The sequence below is a fragment of the Bartonella machadoae genome (assembly GCF_022559585.1).
Lineage (GTDB): Bacteria > Pseudomonadota > Alphaproteobacteria > Rhizobiales > Rhizobiaceae > Bartonella > Bartonella machadoae.
This window is the reverse complement of the sequence record NZ_CP087114.1, coordinates 69,405-87,081: the sequence shown is the minus strand read 5'-3', so window position 1 is coordinate 87,081 and position 17,677 is coordinate 69,405. Positions and strand designations below refer to the sequence as shown.

Genomic DNA, 17,677 nt, shown 5'->3' with positions numbered 1-17,677 from the left:
ATTTTTGGAAGTGGGAAGGGATATGTTTTTGTTTAAGCGGCTTTCACAATAGGATTTTCTAAATTTGGAGCATAAGCTTTTAAAAAAGGATCTATAGCCGTAGGAAACTCTGAAGCTCCAAAGTCTGTAAGAACTGCTAGAATCTTTGTAATATTTGGCACGTCATCTTGAAGTTTCAAAATCAAAGCTTTTTCTACAATGCCCATGACTTCAACCAATGCCTTACAGTCTTTATCTCCAATGCCTTGATGGTTAGAAAATTGAGATAGCGCCATCCACAAATCACATAAAAAATCGATACTGGTATTCATTGCACATCTCCATGGATTTGTTCTCTCAAGCAAGCCAATCCTCTGGATGTGATTTTGGTTGAAGGAAGCACCTTTTCTGTGCCATCGGGTCTTTGAATAGTAATAGCAGGGCAATCCATCAAACCTTTCTTGATCTTATCCTGATAGGGTAACAAAGGACCACTTGGAGCTCTTCGATAGACCCAATCATGTTTACGCAAGTAATCGGTTAAGTCCTTAGGTCGTACTTCAAGCATCTTTGCGGCTTCAATCAAACCAAACAGACCATCAGAGCGTTTTAAACCATCAAGCGCCTTTGCTTTGGGTTCTAACTTAGCAATTACATGATCTTTCTGCTCGATTTGACTTTGTAAGTGATTCAAGAAACCAATCATTGCTTGAGGACTTGAGTAGTCAATCTGAGATGTTGTAATCTGCTTTTCCAATTCTTGCCAACGGTCAATAATTTTTGCTCGTAAAGCAGTGCTGTAACCTGAGACGAGGATTAAACACTCACGCTTGGGGAGATGGTAGCAAGGACGACTTTCACCTTTTGCATCAACGTAACTACCGATAAAATCAACCACCCCAAATTTGGGGGCGTTAATTTCTTCAAGCATTTGCTTAATATCGCGCATAACATGATCATGTCTTTTGTTACATAATTCGGCGATTTCACGACTAGACATAGTCTGAACCGCTGCACTACTATTAGCAGTGTTTCCCACAGTTTCTATAAAAGTATTCATGATAACTCCTATCGATTAAAGGTTTTTCATTGACACTCTATAAAGAGCGCCGGGTGCTGAAAAACACGGTCGATAGTCCGTCGTTACGCTTTCCCCGTAAGAGTATTGTATAGCGCAACCACACCCGACGAGAGCATTATATGCGTGTAACATATAATGAGTCAAAGCTTTTAATTGGCGGAAAAAGATTGTTTCGGCAATCTGTCCGCTATCGATTTAAGGCGTTTTTCAGGCACCTGATTCGATACTAGACACATTGATGCCATATTGTCAAGCAACAAAATAAATAAATTACGCAAATAATCTGTTGCCTTGGGCTTTAGTTCTGTAATCAGTAGCCGCTCATTTAAGGAGAGAAGCGGATGTTTGTCGCGGTAGTTTTATCATCAAATCTTCTAATCCGTTGTGTGGTGAAACTGTTGGTATGTTTACGAGACTTTTAAAGGTTTTTTCACAACAGGATTTAGAAGTATTCAAAGAAATGTTAGAAGCGATTATAGAGAAGAAAAGCCAAAAAAATATTCGTGTTGCGGAGGAATGTTAGAAAATCCTATTCCCTAACCTTTATTCACGTATCCCGCACCTTAAAAAAACATATGGAAAATCAATAAGTTATGTATACTTAAAGATTGAATGGCGGAGAGAGAGGGTGCGCCATATATTAATAAAATCAAGGTGTTATAGAGAAATTAGGGAATTTTGAATCCTTTGATTCTTTTAACTTATTTTCCTATCTATCCCGAACCTTTTTGAAGCTTTTTGATGGCTTCTATTGCTAGTCGTTTTCTATCCGCCGTTTTCGTATAGAGTGATGCCATTTTATCTTCTGTCCAGCCAAAAAGCGCTTTCATTTGTGAAACTGTAGCACCAGCATTAGCAGCGCGTGTTGCTGCTAACTTTCTTAAGCCATGGGCTGATTTTTTAATTCCTGCAGCGTTACATGCCTCACGAAACAGGTTACCAAAACTTTCTTTGACAAGCTTATTTCCGCTTTTTCCGCAAATAAACGTTTCATTTCCAATAGGACCAATTTTAAGAGTTTCTGCTAATTCAGGCAAAATGGGTAGAAAAACATCTGTTTTAAATTGGCTCTTTTCTGTTTTTAAGTGAATGATATTCTCTTTAACATCTTTCCAACCAATGCGAACAGCATCACCACGACGCAAGCCGGTGTACAGAAGAACGTCAATCCAAACACGTTCATGCGTTCCTAATTTCCAGCGATGATAGTATTTCTCAATATCTTCTTCTAACCATGGCGCTAATCCCTCTGTATTAAAAGCTTTTGGTGCTTTAACACTCAAGGCAGGATTTATATTTAAAAGAGCATTATCAACCGCCCAATTAAAAAGACCATTTAGAGCCGTTAAAAAATGCTTAGCCGCGGCTGGGGTCTCTCGTCTTCTGTCTACGGCATCAAGGATATGTTGTTTTGCTATACTTTTATAAGAACGGTCGCCAATATATTTAGAAACATTTTTCAGAATTCTATACTTAACTTTTTTGGTTGATTCTGATTGATTATGCCATTGCATGCTTTGTAAATATTGATGCAACAACCAATCAAAAGAGCCTTCTGTGAGTCTAGTGCGCTTCATAGTTTTTGACGAGCCGCTTTGTGCTTGTTTAATAGCAACTGTATAATTGTCAACAAACTCTTGCGTTCCGTAGGTTCCTTCAATGCGAAACCGTGGTCCATGACCAATCCGAACATACCATATGATTTTACCATGGCGCGTTCGTTCACGAACAAGATGTGGTGGACGACGTTTTGGCATGGCTAAAACTTTATATCGTCGACAGGGCGACAAATTTTCTTAGTACTAGCTTCTTCATTTTCAAGCGGAGGAAAATCATCAATGCTATAAGCATTATCCATGTTTGTTGGAGGTGTGATTTTATTGATATGAATAAGCACTTCACCGGTAGGTTTTATTTCTACGATCTCTGCTCCTTGTTTTTTTGCTTCTCTTAAAGCACGCGCAATAGCAGGTTGTGTTATAGTAGGTGGACGGTGTCCCATGTTTATTCCCCTTAATTTAGGTACAATTTGCCTGTGGCGTGAAGCACGCATTTCTTGAAAGTTGTTGTGAGAGGGCGGGGGTGCTGGGAGGAGAGAGCACCCCCATAGGGTTATGCAGCTTTTGTCAAGATCTGCTCCATGTCTTGCTCTATTTCTGCTAAAAAGACCTCGACTGCTTTAGTAAGCTGTTCAATTTGTTCATCATCACGGTGGATGCGTTTGACTTTCATCCTCAAACCAGTAGATCTGCCTACAAATTGTGGATTATAGCTAATGAAATGACACCATTTGCGCCCTGTACAAGCCATTTGGAATTGCATCTGCGCTATATATTCAGGTTTAATCTCGTCATACATAAAAAAACGAAGATGCGTCGTTGACTGTGGACATTTGACTTCAACTAAACCGTCTTCACCAATCAAGCCATCAGGACTAGCCCCCGCCATTTCTATGGTAGGATGTGGTATAAAACCGCATTTTATGACATCGGCATCATAAATGAATTCATATTCTTTCAGGGCGTCCTCTTCATGTTCAATCCCCCATTGCATAGATGGGGTTATATAAGATTGGCTTATTTCCCCTGTTAAGCGTTCTGTCATGAGTTTGATTTTGTAGTCTTCATATTTGCTTGTCGGCAATCCTTTAGCTGTTTTACTGAGGATGTTGTAAACATTAGAAGCGGTGACTTTTCCTAATCTTGCTTGAAACCATTCTGCTGTTCTTTGTTCCATATCACACCGCCGTTTGTTGTTGTGTTGATGCCATTTGCTTATTTTGTTTATCTTTTAAAAGGTGCAAAATGGTTTGCGCGCTCTGATCAGAGATATCGTCAAGCTTTTCGACATTTGCATAAGAAAGTATCTTTTTTTCTTCTGCCTTTGTTTGTATCATCAGTCTTCTGATTTCATTGATCTGCTCCGGAAAAGCCGGTTTTTCAGGCATATTCCCATCTTTATCGTCTTCTTTGCTTGCGACATTAAGAAGCATGCCTAACAGATATCTGCGTGCATAGGTAATCGTAGAACCAAGAGATTGAATATTATTTTTGCTTCCTTGTCCATCAATTGGAAATGTTCCTTCTGTTGAGATTTGATTTCCTGAAGGATGAGACAGAGTTATTTCTATGGTAATGTTTTTTTCTGTTTGATTTTTAATATGAGAAAACAAAGCGAAGCGGTGTTTTGCAAGAGTGTCCTTTACAGCGTCAATATACTGATCAAGGGTTGCATATGCACTCTTAGTATGGTTGTTTTTAGCATTTTTGGTGATTGTTTGATATTCGATTTGCATAGCCGAAAGATCATGAATAAAGCTCTGATGGTTCTGTCTTTTTATTTCTTTTTCTCTTAAATCAAGAAGACGTTCTAAGCGGTCCATGTCGACGTCACTTTCTAATGCTTTATTTAAAATGCGTTCCATAGCAGTTTGTTCGACGTCTAAATGTTGCGTTTTTTCAACTTCTGTTAAGCTCGTATTTTGTTCATTCATCTTGTTTTCCTCCATTAGCGTGCAACTCACCCGTTGCGTGAATCACGCTTGTGTTAAAAGGGTTGTTTGTTGCTAAATTTTTATGTCTTGAGGAATTCTCGTGTTTCCGCAAATGAGAGCCAATCCACAAACCTTAGCATTTCTAAAAATCTTGACTTCGTCATAAATGCAAGCACTATCATAAACTTGTGCATCTCCAAAAATCTCAACACTTTTCAAAAAAGCGCCTGCTACAGTAGCATGATCATAAACTTGTGCATTTTGATAAATGTGCGCACTCCCTGTAACTTTTGCACTACCATAAACCTTGGCATTGCCATAAACATAGGTATCGCCGCTAACATCGGCATCACCATAAATCTGAGCATCACCATAAACCTTAGCATCGCCTCCAACCCAACAATTACCTTCGTGACTGAGGTTCTTTTCCTTTTCTATCCAACCGCCTAAATCTCCTTTTTTTACATCACCAAAGTCTTGCAATGCACGGACACGGCGAAGAGTTCTACTAGAAACCTCTATTGTTTCACCAGTAAATTCGTATTTTTTCATATGGTTTTTTCTCCAGTTGAGATGGACTGATTGCCGCCAATACATGCGTTCCAACAAACACATGCATCTCCATAAATCTTTCCAAGAGCGTAAACCTCTGCCCTACCCTTAACTTTTGCATTTTCATAAACTTCTGCATTATTATAGACACGTGCTTTCTCATAAACCTTGGCTTGACCGTAAACACGTGCTTTGCCATAAATCTTAGCTTGGTCGTGAACGCGTGCTTTGTTGTAAACTTGTGCATAACCATAAATATGAGACTTGCCACAAACTACCGCATTACCGAAAACTTGTGCATTATCGCAAACCATAGCATTATCAAAGACTTCTGCTTTTCCGTAAACTTTTGCTTTATTTAAAATACACGCTTCAGATTCAATACAAGCATTTCCAAAAACATTTGCATTGTCACTAATATATGCTCTGTCTGCAATGCGTGCTTTTTCAAATACTCTTGCATTACCGCAAACTTTAGCACTATGAGAAACACAAGCATTGTCCCCAACCCAACAATCCCCCTCATGGCTTAAATTGCCTTCATGCTCTATAAAACCGCCTAAATCACCAGCTTTAATATCACCAAAGTTTTTCAATGCACGAATACGGCGAACCTTACGCCTATAAACTATATCGATTGCATCAGTGAATTCGTATTTCTTTTCCATGATGGTCACCCCTTAATGCATGCTTTGTCTTTTGATTTCTTGAGAAAGCACACCAATGCCTTTTGTTGTGATTTTTGCCGAAGGAATGACTTTATTTATTCCGCCAGAAGTTTGAATCGTGATGGTAGGACAATCCATCAGACCTTTTTGGATTTTGTCTTGATAAGGCAACAGATGCCCATTTGCCATGCGTCGATAGACCCAACCTTTTTGCTGTAAGAAGAGAATGAACTGTTTTGGTTGCATTTCGAGTATTTTAGCAGTCTCGGTAAGACCAAAGAGCCCATCATGGCGCTGTAAACTTTCAAGAGCCATTGCCTTTGGTTTTAATTCTGCAATCATATTGTCTTTTTGTTCATTCTCATTTTTGAGATAATTTAAAACCCCTAACATGACTTGTGGACTAGAGTAATCGATTTGCGGTGCCATTACTTGCTGTTCTAATTGTTGCCAACGATCTATGATCTTTGCTCGTAATGCTGTGCTGTAACCTGAGACGAGGATTAAACATTCGCGCTTGGGAAGATTATAACAATTTTGAGGTCTACCTTGCGTGTCTAAATAGGTCGATCCAAATTTGGATTGACCCCCTTCAGGGTACAATTCTCCTAACATTTGTCGAATATCACGCATAATATGTGCATGCTGTTTACCACACAATTCTGCAATTTCACGACTCGACATGGTTTGAATAGCTTCGTTCTTAAAAGTACTTTCTGCTGTTGTGACAAGATTATGCATGCCTGTATTCCATTTGTGATAATATTTGAAAGAAAGAAAAGGAGGCGTTTTTAAAAACGCCCTTAATAGTTTGGATAATTTGGAATAACATCCCAAAAAGTCAGGCGGTGCTGCTCTTCATAAGTACCGTAGACTTCATCATTATATTTTTCGTCTGCAATTTCTTCTAAAAGACTATCGTAGGCAGCGCTTTCACCTACATAATAATGAACTTTACTGTCCTCATCGAGAAATTCTCTGTTTTCTTTTATGTATATTTCTGCAATTTCTTCAGAAATATCTTCACAACTGTTTTCAGAAGGATTTATGCGAAAGATTTTTATGGCATTATCTGCCTCGTCAATCATTTCTAAAACTTGACTTTCATCAAGTGGACCCGAATGCCCAATGTGTTCATCATCACATACAACTAATAAAATTTCATTGGAATTAATAAGAATTGGCTTATCCATAATTTCCCCTCCCTGATGCCTCTTGGCAATCTCTTGTGTTTGGTTTATATAATTACTTATACGCAAATGTATAAATATAAGCAAGCAAAAAATTACATATATTTCATTTTTTTTGCATTTTCACTTAAATGCTATCTTCAAAAACAATAGAATCAAAAGCTTTACTGGGATTATTTCATAAGTGGACGATAGGATTTGCGAGGTAGTATTGCAACTATTTCTCCAACCCATTTTATCTTAACATTTTTAATAGGTAGCGCATTCCATGATTTAAGTACAATGCCCTCTGAAGAACGGGTAATTTGTTTGATAAATCGTCTATTATCTTCTGTTAGCACAACAACTTCATCACCGTAATAATCACTCACTGGTTTTGTTTGCAAATGTTTAACTACGATTAAATCACCATCTTTATATACAGGATACATAGAATCTCCACGAACCATGAATCCTATTGTTTCAAAAGGCAAATCAAATGGTATTTCGATTGTTTCAAGCCCATCTTCTGGGATTTGCTCAACATCAGTGTCAATCTCTAACCCCGCTCCTACATACCCCATAATAGGAACAAGTGTAGTAACTTGATTATAACCCTTTAAGCTCTTATAAAGTTCTAAAATTGCGTCTCTGTGTGAACCTCTGGGATCAGATTCGCTTCCTAACCATCTTGATACAGTTGCTTGGGTTACATTTAGTCTATCAGCAAGATCTTTCTGATTAAGACCAAACTCAGATTGCAATACTTGCAATGTCGCAATGATATTTTTCGTCATAATTAGTTACTTATGATTTTTAAATTAAAAAAATCTATTGTTTTTTTTATTATATACTATACAATTGCGTATATGGTTAAAATAAAGGACTTAACTCAAATGGACACAGAGGGAAAATTTAAGGTTAAATCTATCCGAAAGTGTTTATCGCTAACACAAAAGGAATTAGCAGATATTTTAGGTGTTAAGCAAGCTTCTGTTTGTCGTTGGGAACAAGGCAAAGGACTATCTTTAAAGAGTTATTTAAAATTGCAACAATTGAAAGACAGCTCTGTTTCTAGTTCTGCTTTTATTGCCGCTCCTTTATCTGACAACAAACACCACCAGCCCAATTCACACTCTTAAAGAAGAAAGATTAAGAGATGATAGATGAACCACATATCACTATAAGTAAAGTCCAGTTGATTGATCTTGTTAATAATATTGGAGAGGCAACCATATATTATGGTGTCCGTTCGCCTCAAGATGCACGTTTTGAAACAAGAATAGATCCCTCATCAACAGGTTATTTTGTCTATATGCTGTATAGTATCTTTGCGCGTGATGATAGAAATTATTTTCCGTTATTGCCATACAATGATTTTAATCAATGGTTTTCATCTGTTTTTATGCAAGCTTTTACAACTTGGTTTGATAATTATTTTTCTCAAGAGTTGTTATCTTTTTATCGCTTAAATGATCTGATCTTGTTTATGATCTTAGTCAAAGATAAGCTTGATATCTTAAAGCTTGATCTTTTAAGGGATGAAGTCATCAAAAAAAGAAATCAAATCAATAAATCGTAGCATAAAAACGTTTGCCTAAGTGAGTTAATCCACTCATTACGCGCTCTGTCATGGCAAATATATAATACACAACAGCCTTAAGGGGGGGAATATGATCACTAACACACCAACCATTCTTTGTCTTGATCTAGGTACCACAACGGGATGGGCGATACGTGGTGCTGATGGTCACATATTCAGTGGCACGGTCAATTTTCAACCACGCCGTTTTGAAGGTGGGGGGATGCGTTATTTGCGCTTTAAACAATGGCTTACAGAAATGAAGGCAACAGCCGGTGGTATTGATGCCGTGTATTTTGAAGAGGTGCGCCGTCATGTTGGTACTGATGCGGCGCATGTTTACGGTGGTTTTCTAGGTCATTTAACAGCTTGGTGTGAACATCATCAGATACCTTATGAAGGCATCCCTGTTGGCACAATTAAGAAGGCAACGACAGGAAAAGGAAATGCCTCAAAAGAAGAGATAATACAGGCGATATGTGCAAAGGGACACAAGCCTAAGGATGATAATGAAGCAGATGCTTTAGCAATTTTATATTTAATGAAAGAAGGGGAATAAGTAATGTCTGAAAAAACATCTTGGATAAAAATTAATGTAGAAAAATGGCTTCTTGATCTCGCTGCTTTACCCCCTACTGAAGGCAATATTTACATGAGGTTGCGATTAAGAATGCTACATACTGGCAAACCTCTTACGAACAATTTACGAGCATTGGCTTCATTAGCACGCTGTTCAATTGACGAGCTTAATGATGCATTTGATCTCTTATCTGAAACTGGACACATCTTCCTTTTGGATGACGAACATATCTGGAGTGTAGATGTTGAAGAAGAGCTAAAAAATAACACGCAATAATCAGAAGCCATATGGCATAAGCACAAGAAAGAACAAGAGAATGGCTAATCAATTACCTTGGGTCCGTAATTTTTATCAAGATTGGATTATGGACTTTGCTGGTACTGATGCAGCAGAGAAAGCTACTTATAGTACACTCACTGCTCTCATGTATCGAGCCTGTGAACCGATTTATGATGACACTTCTGCTTTAGCACGCATTGTTGGTTGTTCAGTGCAAACGTTTAAAAAATCATTAGAAAAACTCATTCGAAAAAAATTAATTCTTCAATTAGAAGATGGAAATTTGTGGAGTACACAAGTCGAAGAAGAGTTAAAAAATTGTAATGAGAATTTAAACAGGCTTTCGGAAAAAGCTATCAAAGCTGCAAACACTAGGAAAAATAAGCAGAAAGATAATGCATCAAAAGAATATGATGCGTCTATCATGACATCATCACAAGATCATCATGAAGTCATGACGAGTTCATCACGAGATCATGATGACATCATCATGACCTCATCACGACAACACATTAACAATAACAATAACAGTTATAATAAAAAAACTAACACTATCGTGTTAGCAAAAAAAGAAATTGATTTTGAAGATTTAGAAACAAACGAACAGGTTGACGAGCCTTCAGAAGACCATGATTGCGAAAAGCAAGCAGATGCAATCGAAACGGTGGCAGAGGATAAACCTGCTGTTCACGAGCAAGAAAACGTTCCCAAAAAAGCCAAGCGCTCTAAAGCCAATCGAGGCTGTCGATTACCAGACGATTTCGAGCCGGATTACGATTTCGCAATTACAGAGGGCTTGCCTCCAGAGCGTGTGAAAATCGAAATTGCAAAGTTTCGAGATTATTGGAAAGCCAAGACAGGCAAGGATGCAACCAAAATCGATTGGCAAGCAACGTGGCGCAATTGGATTAGAAACTCAAAAGATCATAAAATTAATCAAATAGGTGGTAATTATGGAAAATTCACTCCGAAAACTTTCACAAAACAACTTGCAGAAGGCTTTAGCGAACTCAGAAATCATCTCTCATCTAGAGAAGATTATCGAAATGATCAATCCGGGGTATCCATTGATGCTGAAAGCTGGGAATACATTGACGAAACAGGAGGAGGAAAAAACCTTAGATGCTTGCAATCGTCTAGAAACCTTGCTCTCTGTGAAAGCTTCGGTTGAACAGATTGAAAAAGCTTCTTTTCTGCTTTCAAGTATGCGGGTACCTGCGAATACAGATGCCAAAGCCGTCGTTCTATCCTATGGCATGTTGCTGGACCGCATTTCGTCATATGCCCTGAAAAAGGGCGTTGAAGATATCGTAATTGGTCAAGCAAATGGGGTATCAAAAACATTTATGCCAACTTGCGGAGAGCTATTAGCTTATTGCCAAAGCATAGAAAACACCCTTCTTTCAAAAGCCGGCAGTGTACGTAGAGCGATTGAAAATACACGTGAAAAAGCAGCGAAAGAAAAAACAGCGAGAGATTATTTTAGACCCCTAACTCTTGTTCACAAGCAAGAGCTTGAAAGAGCTTTTAGTGGCATAGGGGATGTTATGAAAAAGGTTGATGATATAGCAAAATAGTGAAAAGTGCTGATCATTTTGCGATTAGATATGTGTTTAAATCGACAAAAAGAGACCGTACAAAACGATTTAAAGATTTTTTGATAAACAACCGCATAAAAATTAAAAAACGCTCTGTACGGTCATTTTTGAGGCAAATAGACCAAGTGGTAAAATTATGGACTAAAAGCATGGGAATTTTTAGAGATTTGTTCTTAACAAGGCGTAAACAACCGCAAAAAAAGTTTGTTGCAACAGCAAGAGGGCATGCCCCATGGGGATTAGGGGTTACAGAGTATTTTTATAACCTTTATGAATACGAAGATGGCGCAAGAGAATATGAGGAATTTGATGGTGGGCAATATCATGAAATACCAGAAAACGCAGATTACAGTACCAAAGCGCAAGTGAAAGCATGGCTATATGGTGGTGCTGTGCCTAGAAGCGTTCTCAACATTGAGCCCCTCATAGATGAAATTAACAGGAGCATTCAGTGAACAAATTAACACCTCAATCGGGTGGAAATACTAACTTTCTCCTTGATATGTTTGATGTCCATCTGAAAAAAAATAATGGTTTTATAAAAACTGATTGAATCCATTATAATCGTAAATATCGAACAACCAACAGAAAATGAAATAGACCCAATGGATAAAAGCCCAGTTACGCATGTTTTTGATTATTTAGAAAAAGTTCGTAAAGGTGAGGCTTTCACAGTGGATGGATGTCCAATACCACCATCTCAAAATGTTCCTGGATTTTGCTATATTGTCTGCGATTTAACTGAAAGTATGAGAAGATCTTGCAGGTTTTTGGATTTAACTAAAACAAACGATGGTATGCGATATTTTGGTTACCATAAGAACTACAAAACCTATATAGAAGTTTTGTCTTTTGAAAAGCTTAAAAACTAGAGAAGCTAAGTGGGGTTTAGGACAGAGTAGATATTAACTCTTAGAACTTGATACTATACACCATGCACCTGTATCAATCGATCTTTATTTTAAAGAGTGCTATAAAACATAATTTAATATGTTAAAAAACAATAATATCCTTTTGAATTGATTGAAAAAAAATATACAAATCATGTTAAAATTTTATATGTATAAAAAAGGTGCAAATTTAAGGTAAAAAAACATGCTGAATAAAGTGATCTTAATTGGGCATTTGGGGGCTGATCCCGAAAGCAAAACAATGAATAATGGTACTGAGGTGGTCAATTTTCGTATGGCTACTTCTGAGAGCTATACTGATAAGGCAACCAATAAAAGAGTCGACAAAACGGAATGGCATTCTGTTGTGGTTTTTAATCCACATCTGGCAAAAATTGCTCTTCAATATCTCAATAAAGGTTCAAAGGTCTATGTAGAAGGTAAATTACAAACCCGCAAATGGAAAGATAGAAATGGTGGTGAACATCTTGCAACAGAGATTGTCTTGCCACAATTCAAAGGTGAATTGTATTTACTTGATGCAAAGAAAGACCAACCTGCATCCCCTACCCCTTTACCGGTCACTGCTCAAAGTTATGCTGCTACTTCAGGAGCTGCTGATTATGGAAAACCTGTCAATGATGCTATTCCATTCTGATTGAAAAATATGACAAAGAAAAAGAAACGAGCAAAACGTGGGCGTCCCCGAATTAAGGGATGTGTAAGAGAACCAAATGGACGCATCTCAAGAGCAAAAACACCGCGTGAACCTGTTGATCAATTGGCAATAGAAATGCGTGCTAAACGCTTTGGTTTGTCCATAGAAGATGCCAAAAATCCACTTGCTGGTACCTATATCGGGCGGCTTTATTTACAAGGTCAACTTACTCAAGATCAGTATGAGGCTGCACAAAAATATCTTGAAGTGAAAAACAATTACCTCTGTGCAAAAGCGTTACCTAATGCTGTTTATGATGAAATGCCTACAACTTCTGATGATGGTGCAAGAGAAAAATGGGTAAAACTTACTACAGAGCGGTTTTTAAATATGCAAGAGGCAATAAAAGAAGCACAATATCTATATCGCCAACACAATTTTTATGCCGCATTACAATATCTTGTTATAGAAGATCAAATGCTACCGCATCTTGTTAATTCACTCTGTATTGTACTTGATGCACTTCACAAACATTTTGTGCAAAACCGGTAGTTGTCAAGCGGCATCTTGAATATGAATGGTAACTTCTTTTCCAAGAGTAAGAAGAGTGGATTCTAAAGCGTCTAACTTTGTTGCGTGATTTAAATCCAACAATCGATCAATTTGTATTGGGTGAAGTTCTAAAAGACGTACAAGATCAGCTTTACGTAAGTTTTTTTCAATCATAGCGTTATGTATTGCAATTTTTAAAGTCACTAATGAAGAGACTTCAACAAAAGGATAGATAGCATCATACGCTCCCAAAGGAACAACTTCACGATCTTGGAAACGCCCCATAATAACTGTTAAAAGGGCATTTTTAGCCTGTTCTAAAGCTTCTTTTTCGTCGTTACCGTAGGTAATAAATTCCTGAAAATCTTTAGAGATGACAAGAAGAGTATCATTGTCATCTTTGATAAATTTTATTGCATATTTCATTTGCACCTCCATATTCAAGCTTATTTTAGACCAAGATCTTTAAGAATCTTCTGAACTAATCCTGTTCCTAATTCTTTACGTGTACCATGCATAGGTAAAACAGACTTTTTAGAACCGCGCTTTACAAGCAAATGTCCACCCTTCCCTGCAGTAAAACTACAACCATGCTTTGTAAGATATCTTTTCAATTCTTGACTGTTCATTATAATAATATAACATCTAAAATGTTTTAACACAACACAAATGTTGTATTTAAGGAAAATAAATAACGCTTTCTAAAAACACCAGATTTTGATCAAAAAAATAAAAAAATACTAGATGATGATTTTTTCTGTTGACATCGTGTAAAAAATCCTATTTAATGACAATACTGCACTAGTCGTATTGCGTCTAAAATTCAAAAATATTCCCCAAAAAGTTAGTAAAATATATACCTGAAACATGGCTAAAGAGCCCGGTTTTCTTGGTAATTCTGGCTTGTCCATTTTTCACAGTGTAAACATCAATATTTGACGCATGATGTCATTAAATCATTCCTCAAAAGGAGCAATAATGAAAGCTGTCATCACTAAACCAATCTGTGTCGTTGGCGACAATAAAAGCACCGTTCGTTTTGAACCTTCTACACAAAATACCCCTTTTGTTGAAATTTCTAATCAGGTCTATGCTCGTCTTAAGCGTGCCAATGCTGCAAAACCTTTTGTTGAAAGCAAAACAAATGCAAAGCCTGATAAGACAAGTGAAAAGGTTGAGAAAGAAGAAAATGAAAATGTCCAAACATCAACTGAACCAGTGGTAGAGGAAACCACACCCAAACAAACCAAAACATCTAAAGTTTCTAAGACAGCAACATCTACTCCAAAAAAGGCTTAGAAGTTGAAATTAATTATTCACCAAAAATGGTATCTTCAACAAGCAAAGGATACCTTTACAAGTCTTCAAGCACCACGCCTTAATTGGGCTTTGCGTAATGCTGTAAATACCGCAGCAAAACAAGTGGAGCGCTTTGCCGAAAAGAAAGTTTCTGAACTTACATCAGCAAAATCAAAGCGTATCAAGAAAGGTATTTATATTAAAGGCAAGGCTACAGCACAGCTTCTCGAGACAGATATCATTGGCTCTGGAACACCGATACCTCTTAAATTTTTTAAAGCAAGAGAAACAAAACATGGTGTGACCTACACAATGTTTGGCAAAAAAGAAATCTTACCTCATGCTTTTATTCGAGGTGGGAGTTTTCCAAAGCGTGTTGAATTAAAAATGGGCAATAATGTTTTTCAAAGAGCCGATGGTGATCAATTCCCCATTGCAAAACAAGAAGGACCCTCAATTGCTAGAGTAATGTCCAAGCCAGAAATTGCAAATACTATTACACAATATGCGAATGAGAGGTTAATCAAAAATATCCAGAGACAACTTGACCGTCAAGAATATGCCGCTAATAAGAAAAAGAAATAATGTTCTTAAGCTATGTAAACACACTACTCACTTTAATTGTAATTTTTAAAGCAAATTATCACTTATATTTTGGTTTTTCCAGAAAAAATACAATAAAATCAATGCAAAAGGTACTTTCCAGCGGGTTGGGAGTGTTGCGGGGCAGGACAGCGCGAACTATCGCTAGCGTTAGAACTTTTCAAATTGACTGTACATTGTACACATAACACATTGATAAATAACGATTTCAATATGTACACTGTACAATATATGATTATTTAAAGACAAAAATTATCGAAAGAGACTTGACATTATTTCTGTAACATATATCTTCGAATCAGGTGCCTAAGAAACACCTTAAATGTACAGCGGATAGATTGCCGAAACAGTCTCTTCTCCGCCAATTAAAAGCTTTGACTCATTATATGTTACACGCATATAATGACCTCGTCGGGTGTGGTTATGCTATACAATACCCTCGCGGGGAAAGCATAACGACGGACTGTACGCCGTGTTTCTTAGCACCCGGCACTCTTTGAGAGCGTCATTAAGAAACATCTAATCGTACGGAGTTCATATGAACACTCTTATAGAAATTAAAGAAAGCACTGTTAATAGTGCTACCACTCAGACTATGTCTAGTCATGAGATTGCTGAGTTATGTGGTAAAAAGCATAAGAATGTAATGAGGGATATTAAGCAAATATTTAACGAGCTCAAATTTGAGCCGGTTGATTTTATCGGTACTTACGTTGATGCAAAAGGTGAAAACCGTCCTTGTTACCACCTGCCCAAACGCGAATGTTTAATTCTCGTCTCAGGTTACAGCACAGCGTTACGAGCTAAAATCATAGATCGTTGGCAAGCATTGGAAGCACAGGCAGTCTCACCGAAGATTGATTATTCAAGTCCACAAGTGATGTTAGGTGTCTTAACACATCTAAAAAACGAAAATGAACGTAAAGACATCATAATCGCAGAGTTAAAACCCAAGGCAAAAGCACTTGATGGTTTAAAACGCTCTGATGGTCTGTTTGGTTTGATTGAATCTGCAAAGATGTTAGAAATACGACCAAAGGACTTAACTGATTACTTGCGTAAACATGATTGGGTCTATCGAAGGGCTCCAGGTGCTCCTTTGTTACCCTATCAGGATAAGATCAAGAAAGGTTTGATGGATTGCCCTGCTATCACTATTCAAAGACCGGATGGTACAGAAAAGGTGCTTCCTTCAACAAAAATCACATCTAGAGGATTGGCTTGCTTGAGAGAACAAATCCATGGAGGTGTGCAATGAAGGTAGATACCAATTTTTTATGTGATTTGTGGATGGATTTGTTTCAGTTTGTCAATTGTGAAGACATTAAAGATAAAGACTGTAGCGCACTGGTTGAAGTCATGGGCATTGTAGAAAAAGCTTTGATTTTAAAACTTCAGGATGACGTGCCAAATATTACAAAAATTTTAGCAGTCCTTACAGGTTTTGGAACTTCAGAATTACCGCATATCATGAATCCATTATTGCAAGCTTATGCTCCAAGTTTAGAAAATCCTGTTGTGAAAGCTGCTTAAGTAAAACATATCCCTTCCCACTTCAAAAGTGGGGAGGTATCAATAAGGTAATAAAATTAAGGTAAGCTATACCAAGTTGATCGTCCACCACCATGACGTATCAAAAGACCTTTTTCAACTAGTGATGTAAAGGTTGCTTTAAGTGTGTTTGGGCTTGCACCAATTTCACGCACCATATCACGGGTTGTAACGCGTCCATGATCACGGACATAATCAAGAATATTAAGAGCCAATTCAGATAAGGAAAAAAGAGCATTTTTTTCACTTTCTATTTTCATAGCTAATTGGCGTTTTTGTTGTTGTAAAGCACGTAAAAAAAAGAGTATCCAAGGCTGCCAATTAGGTGTTTTAGTATAAATTGTTTTTTGAGTTTGATTCAAAGCTAAGTAATAATTTTCTTTATTATTCTCAATAATACTTTCAAGTGACGAATATGGTACATAAACATAACCTTTTTGTAACAAAAGTAGAGTGGTTAAGATACGACTTAAACGTCCGTTTCCGTCCTGAAAAGGATGGATAGCTAAAAAAGTGACATTAAAAATACCAATCGTAAGTAAAGGGTGAAGATTTTTCAATTCATTGGTTTTATTAAACCAAGCAATAAGCTCTTGCATTCGATATGGCGTATCAAATGGTGTGGCTGTTTCAAAAACAATACCAACCATTTTTCCTTGAGAATTAAATGCTGCTACATCATTGCGCAAAACCTTATATTCACCTCGATGTCGTTCATCTTTATCGCTATGGCATAAAAGATCACGATGAAGTTGTTTTATATGATTTTCTGTAATAGGAATATCATTCCAAGATTGGAAGATTGTCTCCATAACCTTGGCATAGCCTATAACTTCTTGTTCATCGCGACTCTTAAAGTGTTGAATTTCTAAATTTACCAAAAGCTGTTCAATTTCACGGTCTGTTAATTTGCTGCCTTCAATGCGCGTAGAAGATCCAATACTTTCAACAGTAGCAATATGACGAAGAGCGTTCAATCGCTCAGGTGCAAGAGTACCAAGAGCGCGCCATGCACCTTTAAATTCATCAATCTCAGTAATGAGATTCAATAATTCTTGTGTAATTTGAAGTGTGTCTGTTTGCATACCGGAATATATACCCGATTATACCTGATTGTCAATTACTCATAACGCCGTCTTACTT

Annotated in this window: 28 protein-coding genes; 14 read left to right on the top strand and 14 right to left on the bottom strand. The window is 37.3% G+C overall.

The window, feature by feature from the left end; genetic code table 11:
* Positions 1–32: 32 nt before the first annotated feature.
* The 11 genes from LNM86_RS00535 to LNM86_RS00485 form a co-directional block, all read right to left on the bottom strand.
* A complete protein-coding gene (locus LNM86_RS00535) occupies positions 33–311 on the bottom strand; it encodes a hypothetical protein (RefSeq protein ID WP_241437984.1) in 279 nt (92 codons plus the stop codon).
* A complete protein-coding gene (locus LNM86_RS00530) occupies positions 308–1,039 on the bottom strand; it encodes a Rha family transcriptional regulator (RefSeq protein ID WP_241437983.1) in 732 nt (243 codons plus the stop codon). Before LNM86_RS00530 ends, LNM86_RS00535 begins: the two co-directional genes overlap by 4 nt.
* Positions 1,040–1,773: 734 nt before the next feature.
* A complete protein-coding gene (locus LNM86_RS00525) occupies positions 1,774–2,817 on the bottom strand; it encodes a tyrosine-type recombinase/integrase (RefSeq protein ID WP_241438050.1) in 1,044 nt (347 codons plus the stop codon).
* A 2-nt stretch (positions 2,818–2,819) separates the two neighbouring features.
* Positions 2,820–3,062: a hypothetical protein gene (locus LNM86_RS00520; RefSeq protein ID WP_241438049.1), complete on the bottom strand. Its 243-nt coding sequence runs from the start codon at positions 3,060–3,062 to the stop codon at positions 2,820–2,822.
* Between the two features lie 110 nt (positions 3,063–3,172).
* The gene (locus LNM86_RS00515) at positions 3,173–3,796 is read right to left on the bottom strand and encodes a lambda exonuclease family protein (protein ID WP_241438048.1); all 624 of its coding nucleotides are present in this window, start codon (positions 3,794–3,796) and stop codon (positions 3,173–3,175) included.
* Position 3,797: 1 nt separating this feature from the next.
* Positions 3,798–4,553, bottom strand: coding sequence for an ERF family protein (locus LNM86_RS00510; RefSeq protein ID WP_241438047.1), 756 nt, complete (start codon positions 4,551–4,553; stop codon positions 3,798–3,800).
* A 72-nt stretch (positions 4,554–4,625) separates the two neighbouring features.
* Positions 4,626–5,105 carry a hypothetical protein gene (locus LNM86_RS00505; RefSeq protein WP_241438046.1) on the bottom strand — a complete coding sequence of 160 codons (480 nt, stop codon included), beginning with the start codon at positions 5,103–5,105 and terminating at the stop codon, positions 4,626–4,628.
* Entirely contained in the window at positions 5,102–5,773 is a 672-nt protein-coding gene (locus tag LNM86_RS00500; protein ID WP_241438045.1) for a hypothetical protein, read from the bottom strand. The genes LNM86_RS00505 and LNM86_RS00500 overlap by 4 nt, the downstream gene beginning before the upstream one ends.
* Before the next feature lie 12 nt (positions 5,774–5,785).
* Entirely contained in the window at positions 5,786–6,514 is a 729-nt protein-coding gene (locus LNM86_RS00495) for a Rha family transcriptional regulator (RefSeq protein ID WP_241438044.1), read from the bottom strand.
* Between the two features lie 62 nt (positions 6,515–6,576).
* Positions 6,577–6,966, bottom strand: coding sequence for a hypothetical protein (locus tag LNM86_RS00490; protein ID WP_241438043.1), 390 nt, complete (start codon positions 6,964–6,966; stop codon positions 6,577–6,579).
* A 170-nt stretch (positions 6,967–7,136) separates the two neighbouring features.
* Positions 7,137–7,739, bottom strand: coding sequence for an XRE family transcriptional regulator (locus LNM86_RS00485; protein ID WP_241438042.1), 603 nt, complete (start codon positions 7,737–7,739; stop codon positions 7,137–7,139).
* 99 nt (positions 7,740–7,838) lie between these two features.
* Here LNM86_RS00485 and LNM86_RS00480 point away from each other — a divergent pair, with 99 nt between their 5' ends.
* The 10 genes from LNM86_RS00480 to LNM86_RS00435 all read left to right on the top strand — a co-directional run bounded on the left by LNM86_RS00480 (position 7,839) and on the right by LNM86_RS00435 (position 13,081).
* Positions 7,839–8,084 carry a helix-turn-helix transcriptional regulator gene (locus tag LNM86_RS00480; RefSeq protein ID WP_241438041.1) on the top strand — a complete coding sequence of 82 codons (246 nt, stop codon included), beginning with the start codon at positions 7,839–7,841 and terminating at the stop codon, positions 8,082–8,084.
* A 17-nt stretch (positions 8,085–8,101) separates the two neighbouring features.
* Positions 8,102–8,524 carry a hypothetical protein gene (locus LNM86_RS00475; protein WP_241438040.1) on the top strand — a complete coding sequence of 141 codons (423 nt, stop codon included), beginning with the start codon at positions 8,102–8,104 and terminating at the stop codon, positions 8,522–8,524.
* A 91-nt stretch (positions 8,525–8,615) separates the two neighbouring features.
* Entirely contained in the window at positions 8,616–9,083 is a 468-nt protein-coding gene (locus LNM86_RS00470) for a crossover junction endodeoxyribonuclease RuvC (RefSeq protein ID WP_241438039.1), read from the top strand.
* A gap of 3 nt (positions 9,084–9,086) precedes the next feature.
* The gene (locus LNM86_RS00465) at positions 9,087–9,380 is read left to right on the top strand and encodes a DUF1376 domain-containing protein (RefSeq protein WP_241438038.1); all 294 of its coding nucleotides are present in this window, start codon (positions 9,087–9,089) and stop codon (positions 9,378–9,380) included.
* A 40-nt stretch (positions 9,381–9,420) separates the two neighbouring features.
* Entirely contained in the window at positions 9,421–10,554 is a 1,134-nt protein-coding gene (locus tag LNM86_RS00460) for a DUF1376 domain-containing protein (protein WP_241438037.1), read from the top strand.
* A 34-nt stretch (positions 10,555–10,588) separates the two neighbouring features.
* Positions 10,589–10,960: a hypothetical protein gene (locus LNM86_RS00455; RefSeq protein WP_241438036.1), complete on the top strand. Its 372-nt coding sequence runs from the start codon at positions 10,589–10,591 to the stop codon at positions 10,958–10,960.
* A 170-nt stretch (positions 10,961–11,130) separates the two neighbouring features.
* Complete coding sequence (locus LNM86_RS00450) at positions 11,131–11,436, top strand: hypothetical protein (RefSeq protein WP_241438035.1); 306 nt, start codon at positions 11,131–11,133, stop codon at positions 11,434–11,436.
* A 150-nt stretch (positions 11,437–11,586) separates the two neighbouring features.
* Positions 11,587–11,853 (top strand): hypothetical protein, encoded by a 267-nt coding sequence (locus LNM86_RS00445; protein WP_241438034.1) that lies wholly within the window; start codon positions 11,587–11,589, stop codon positions 11,851–11,853.
* Between the two features lie 223 nt (positions 11,854–12,076).
* Positions 12,077–12,529: a single-stranded DNA-binding protein gene (gene ssb, locus LNM86_RS00440; protein WP_241438033.1), complete on the top strand. Its 453-nt coding sequence runs from the start codon at positions 12,077–12,079 to the stop codon at positions 12,527–12,529.
* 9 nt (positions 12,530–12,538) lie between these two features.
* Entirely contained in the window at positions 12,539–13,081 is a 543-nt protein-coding gene (locus LNM86_RS00435; protein WP_241438032.1) for a hypothetical protein, read from the top strand.
* 3 nt (positions 13,082–13,084) lie between these two features.
* On the opposite strand, the gene LNM86_RS00430 is transcribed toward LNM86_RS00435, so the two are convergent.
* Together LNM86_RS00430 and LNM86_RS00425 are read right to left on the bottom strand one after the other, a co-directional pair.
* A complete protein-coding gene (locus tag LNM86_RS00430) occupies positions 13,085–13,507 on the bottom strand; it encodes a type II toxin-antitoxin system HicB family antitoxin (RefSeq protein WP_241438031.1) in 423 nt (140 codons plus the stop codon).
* Between the two features lie 20 nt (positions 13,508–13,527).
* A complete protein-coding gene (locus LNM86_RS00425; protein ID WP_241438030.1) occupies positions 13,528–13,710 on the bottom strand; it encodes a type II toxin-antitoxin system HicA family toxin in 183 nt (60 codons plus the stop codon).
* A 349-nt stretch (positions 13,711–14,059) separates the two neighbouring features.
* On the opposite strand from LNM86_RS00425, the gene LNM86_RS00420 reads away from it, so the two are divergent.
* From LNM86_RS00420 to LNM86_RS00405, 4 genes are all read left to right on the top strand, one after another.
* Positions 14,060–14,380: a hypothetical protein gene (locus LNM86_RS00420; RefSeq protein WP_241439032.1), complete on the top strand. Its 321-nt coding sequence runs from the start codon at positions 14,060–14,062 to the stop codon at positions 14,378–14,380.
* A 3-nt stretch (positions 14,381–14,383) separates the two neighbouring features.
* Positions 14,384–14,965: a hypothetical protein gene (locus LNM86_RS00415; RefSeq protein ID WP_241438029.1), complete on the top strand. Its 582-nt coding sequence runs from the start codon at positions 14,384–14,386 to the stop codon at positions 14,963–14,965.
* Positions 14,966–15,521: 556 nt separating this feature from the next.
* On the top strand, positions 15,522–16,241 hold the full coding sequence (locus LNM86_RS00410; protein ID WP_241438028.1) for a Rha family transcriptional regulator: 720 nt from the start codon (positions 15,522–15,524) through the stop codon (positions 16,239–16,241).
* Positions 16,238–16,516, top strand: a complete 279-nt coding sequence (locus LNM86_RS00405) for a hypothetical protein (protein WP_241438027.1) — start codon at positions 16,238–16,240, stop codon at positions 16,514–16,516. The genes LNM86_RS00410 and LNM86_RS00405 overlap by 4 nt, the downstream gene beginning before the upstream one ends.
* Positions 16,517–16,572: 56 nt before the next feature.
* Here LNM86_RS00405 and LNM86_RS00400 read toward each other — a convergent pair whose 3' ends face one another.
* Positions 16,573–17,619 carry a Fic family protein gene (locus LNM86_RS00400; protein WP_241438026.1) on the bottom strand — a complete coding sequence of 349 codons (1,047 nt, stop codon included), beginning with the start codon at positions 17,617–17,619 and terminating at the stop codon, positions 16,573–16,575.
* Between the last annotated feature and the right edge of the window lie 58 nt (positions 17,620–17,677).

Coding starts and splice junctions, on each gene's coding strand:
- LNM86_RS00425 (WP_241438030.1), bottom strand. CDS start 13,710: ATGAACAGTCAAGAATTGAAAAGATATCTTACAAAGCATGGTTGTAGT.
- LNM86_RS00530 (WP_241437983.1), bottom strand. CDS start 1,039: ATGAATACTTTTATAGAAACTGTGGGAAACACTGCTAATAGTAGTGCA.
- LNM86_RS00490 (WP_241438043.1), bottom strand. CDS start 6,966: ATGGATAAGCCAATTCTTATTAATTCCAATGAAATTTTATTAGTTGTA.
- LNM86_RS00500 (WP_241438045.1), bottom strand. CDS start 5,773: ATGGAAAAGAAATACGAATTCACTGATGCAATCGATATAGTTTATAGG.
- LNM86_RS00535 (WP_241437984.1), bottom strand. CDS start 311: ATGAATACCAGTATCGATTTTTTATGTGATTTGTGGATGGCGCTATCT.
- LNM86_RS00435 (WP_241438032.1), top strand. CDS start 12,539: ATGACAAAGAAAAAGAAACGAGCAAAACGTGGGCGTCCCCGAATTAAG.
- LNM86_RS00485 (WP_241438042.1), bottom strand. CDS start 7,739: ATGACGAAAAATATCATTGCGACATTGCAAGTATTGCAATCTGAGTTT.
- LNM86_RS00525 (WP_241438050.1), bottom strand. CDS start 2,817: ATGCCAAAACGTCGTCCACCACATCTTGTTCGTGAACGAACGCGCCAT.
- LNM86_RS00405 (WP_241438027.1), top strand. CDS start 16,238: ATGAAGGTAGATACCAATTTTTTATGTGATTTGTGGATGGATTTGTTT.
- LNM86_RS00470 (WP_241438039.1), top strand. CDS start 8,616: ATGATCACTAACACACCAACCATTCTTTGTCTTGATCTAGGTACCACA.
- ssb (WP_241438033.1), top strand. CDS start 12,077: ATGCTGAATAAAGTGATCTTAATTGGGCATTTGGGGGCTGATCCCGAA.
- LNM86_RS00460 (WP_241438037.1), top strand. CDS start 9,421: ATGGCTAATCAATTACCTTGGGTCCGTAATTTTTATCAAGATTGGATT.
- LNM86_RS00410 (WP_241438028.1), top strand. CDS start 15,522: ATGAACACTCTTATAGAAATTAAAGAAAGCACTGTTAATAGTGCTACC.
- LNM86_RS00445 (WP_241438034.1), top strand. CDS start 11,587: ATGGATAAAAGCCCAGTTACGCATGTTTTTGATTATTTAGAAAAAGTT.
- LNM86_RS00505 (WP_241438046.1), bottom strand. CDS start 5,105: ATGAAAAAATACGAATTTACTGGTGAAACAATAGAGGTTTCTAGTAGA.
- LNM86_RS00400 (WP_241438026.1), bottom strand. CDS start 17,619: ATGCAAACAGACACACTTCAAATTACACAAGAATTATTGAATCTCATT.
- LNM86_RS00455 (WP_241438036.1), top strand. CDS start 10,589: ATGCGGGTACCTGCGAATACAGATGCCAAAGCCGTCGTTCTATCCTAT.
- LNM86_RS00515 (WP_241438048.1), bottom strand. CDS start 3,796: ATGGAACAAAGAACAGCAGAATGGTTTCAAGCAAGATTAGGAAAAGTC.
- LNM86_RS00475 (WP_241438040.1), top strand. CDS start 8,102: ATGATAGATGAACCACATATCACTATAAGTAAAGTCCAGTTGATTGAT.
- LNM86_RS00420 (WP_241439032.1), top strand. CDS start 14,060: ATGAAAGCTGTCATCACTAAACCAATCTGTGTCGTTGGCGACAATAAA.
- LNM86_RS00510 (WP_241438047.1), bottom strand. CDS start 4,553: ATGAATGAACAAAATACGAGCTTAACAGAAGTTGAAAAAACGCAACAT.
- LNM86_RS00450 (WP_241438035.1), top strand. CDS start 11,131: ATGGGAATTTTTAGAGATTTGTTCTTAACAAGGCGTAAACAACCGCAA.
- LNM86_RS00495 (WP_241438044.1), bottom strand. CDS start 6,514: ATGCATAATCTTGTCACAACAGCAGAAAGTACTTTTAAGAACGAAGCT.
- LNM86_RS00430 (WP_241438031.1), bottom strand. CDS start 13,507: ATGAAATATGCAATAAAATTTATCAAAGATGACAATGATACTCTTCTT.
- LNM86_RS00520 (WP_241438049.1), bottom strand. CDS start 3,062: ATGGGACACCGTCCACCTACTATAACACAACCTGCTATTGCGCGTGCT.
- LNM86_RS00465 (WP_241438038.1), top strand. CDS start 9,087: ATGTCTGAAAAAACATCTTGGATAAAAATTAATGTAGAAAAATGGCTT.
- LNM86_RS00480 (WP_241438041.1), top strand. CDS start 7,839: ATGGACACAGAGGGAAAATTTAAGGTTAAATCTATCCGAAAGTGTTTA.